Here is a 2,768-nt window from a genome sequence, read left to right on the forward strand (position 1 = left end):
GAACAGCAACCCGCTGACCGGCAACACGACGAGCAATGCCGGCTGGACCATCGGCGGCGGCGTCGAATACGCCTTCACCAATAACTGGACCGTCAAGCTCGAAGGTCTCTACGTCGATACCGGCGAGGGCCGACAGACCCGGGTCTTCCAAAACCCCGCGGGCGGCGTGCTCCCGGCCGGAATCTACACCGCCACCACCAGTGGCGGCGGCGGCGGCGGGATCGTTCGCGTCGGCGTGAACTACAAGTTCTGACGCGCGGCGAATGGAACTCCTGCGGTCCTGCTGGAAATAGGCGGGACCGCTGGAGGTCGTTGCAGCGGCATCGTGTAGGACGGTTGCCCGCTGTTTTACCAAACGTTGTTACGGAGCAAGTTCTATCAAACAAAGTAGCAACGATTTTCGAGGGTCAACACATGACGAAGTCGGCTATTGTTATTGTATCGATCGCTTTGCTTGCGGCAGGCGGCTGCGTTGGAGTCGGCAAGGGCAAAGGCAAGGCGCCCCCGCCGGTTGCGACGCCAATCGTCACGAAGGGCTGAATGATTTGCGCGACGGCTCATTGCCGTCGCGCAAACACACCAGTATCGGCACGTTCGAGTCATCCCTGATTATCAGCGTGGGCGATCATTAATCGGCCAGCCCGAGACGACAACGCCCCTCGCTGACGGAGTCGTGACAATGGACACGCCCCGGTAACCTCAACGCATCTTGCGCCACGCAAGGGCGGGTCCATGATGACTTCTGGACTTGGCTTGCTCCGTCGCTGGGAGGCAGGTCGGCAGCGACTTGCCATGCTAGTTCAACGTTGCGTGGGGAGCGTTGTATGCTTATGAGGAGTAACCGCAGAGCTATCTGGCTACGCATCGGGGTCGTGCTTGCTCTCGCCGCACTTGCCATCCTCCCAATGCTGCTCAAATAACCGCGCGACTAGCAGGCCGCTGGCTCCGGTCGGACGGCGAAGCCGCGCCGCCACTTGTCAACTCTGGGGTCAAGAGTGGATGCTCTCTGAGAGAATAAGGCTGAGGCTGAGGTAAACGAAGGCTGGGTTGGCCCGAAAGCGGGCGCAGTCAGCGTCGGGAATGGGACCGAGCCCGGTAGCCAGAGACTGATCTTCAAATGTCTCAGACGGGTCGAGAGCGGTGATCAGGTGCTCGCTCGAAACCTGACATTGGCGAGCTTGCCGCAAAGCGGACTTCGCCATGGTCTGAGAAGGGTGGTGAGCGGAAGGTCGCGGGCGTCACGGCGCAGGGTTGGACCGCGCCATTGCAGACATTCGCCTGGAGCCCAGAAGCGGACATCCCACTGGACGCGCCACGCGTCGCGTGGCGTTGTTTTGCACCGGGGCGCTACCGATACACCGGTCCCAATCTATCGGAGCCCCGGATGGCGAGCGCGGCCAGCACTCGCGGCATAGGCGCGCGGTATTTCTATTTTTTCTTTACTCACACATGAATGGCGCTCTCTTATAGGGCGCCTACACTAGCTTTGCGTTACACGGGCGGTAGACGCCCGTCCTCTCGCAACGACCGCCGGTAGGGTTGCGATATGCACGTTGAAATTGAGCGAAAGTTCCTTGTAACGGGCGATCAGTGGCGGAGCGTGGTTAAGAGTGAGCAGCACCTGCGTGATGGACTGTTGGCTCAATTCGGTGGCGGAAAGGTCCGCGTTCGTCTTGGAGCAAACCGAGCATGGTTGACGATCAAAGGCCCCCGGGTTGGCGCCACGCGCTCTGAGTACGAATATGAAATTTCCTGTGCCGATGCCGAGGAGATGCTGAGTACGCTTTGCAATGGGCAGGTTATTGAAAAGACGCGCTTCCTTGTGCCCTATGACGGCCTGACATGGATGGTCGATGTTTACGAGGCTGCTTTGGAAGGTCTCGTGATTGCCGAAATCGAGTTGGAACATGAAGGCCAAGTTGTAGAATTACCGACCTGGGTCGGCCCGGAAGTGACGAATGACCCCAAATACAAGAAGACGCGGTTTCAGAAGCGCCTGAAGAACGGTAGAGAGTTCGGTTATGCCTCAATCTAAGCTCGTGCGCTGTCGCTATCGGCGCAGAAGGATCCTTCTATAGAGCCAAGAGCAGGAGGGTATCATGGCTTCGAATAATGAAGAAATCGGCAGGACCATACTTAAGCTTGCTCATCATTATCGCGATCCGAGTGAATTGCTCTCTGCCATTCGCAAGAAGCATCCCGACGCTAAGAAGAAGGAAATTACCCTTGCTGCGCTGGCGATAATGATTGAGCAGGTCGAGTCTGACGCGGCTGAAGAGAAGAAGTCGACACGCCCAGCGAAAGCCAAGCGAGCTGCCGAGCAGGGGCAGCATTCGCCGCGTTAAGTGGTGACAGTGCCCTCCGACGCGGCCCTCTGGGCTGATTGCCCAGAAGCGGACATCCTAGATGTCCGGAAAAGGCCAACCTCACCCTCGGCTTGCTTGGCCGCGAATGTCTCACATGGGGTCGATTCTGCCCTTTCGATGTCGGTTTGAAAGCTGACTTTGATCGGTCGCCTTCAACTCGGCTTCTTCGCCCTAATCTTCTCAGCTAATCAGTCTGCCGACTTCGGCAGGACGCCCATGATCGTCCGTCCGCGCTCAGTGAGCGCGTAGGTGTTGACGCCCACCCACGCTGGCGCGGGCGTCCACTCGATCAGACCTTTCCGGATCAGTTCCTCGCGCGCCTTGCCCGGCCGCAATTCGACGCAGCCCCTGTCTGGCCGAAACAGGTGCAAGATCCAGATTTCATCGCGCGTCAGCATCTGG

Annotated in this window: 4 protein-coding genes; 3 read left to right on the forward strand and 1 reads right to left on the reverse strand. The window is 58.7% G+C overall.

From position 1 onward, the window contains the following. The 3 genes from AC1DW9_RS36460 to AC1DW9_RS36470 form a co-directional block, all read left to right on the forward strand. A partial coding sequence (locus AC1DW9_RS36460; RefSeq protein ID WP_476855399.1) for an outer membrane protein occupies positions 1–253 on the forward strand: 253 nt, incomplete at its 5' end. 1,293 nt (positions 254–1,546) lie between these two features. Next, on the forward strand, positions 1,547–2,035 hold the full coding sequence (locus tag AC1DW9_RS36465) for a CYTH domain-containing protein (protein WP_441509167.1): 489 nt from the start codon (positions 1,547–1,549) through the stop codon (positions 2,033–2,035). A 64-nt stretch (positions 2,036–2,099) separates the two neighbouring features. Next, complete coding sequence (locus AC1DW9_RS36470) at positions 2,100–2,345, forward strand: hypothetical protein (RefSeq protein WP_441509168.1); 246 nt, start codon at positions 2,100–2,102, stop codon at positions 2,343–2,345. A 209-nt stretch (positions 2,346–2,554) separates the two neighbouring features. Here AC1DW9_RS36470 and AC1DW9_RS36475 read toward each other — a convergent pair. After that, on the reverse strand, positions 2,555–2,768 hold a 214-nt coding region (locus AC1DW9_RS36475; RefSeq protein ID WP_476855400.1), incomplete at its 5' end, for a hypothetical protein.

This window comes from Allobosea sp. P4_E12, from assembly GCF_056401655.1.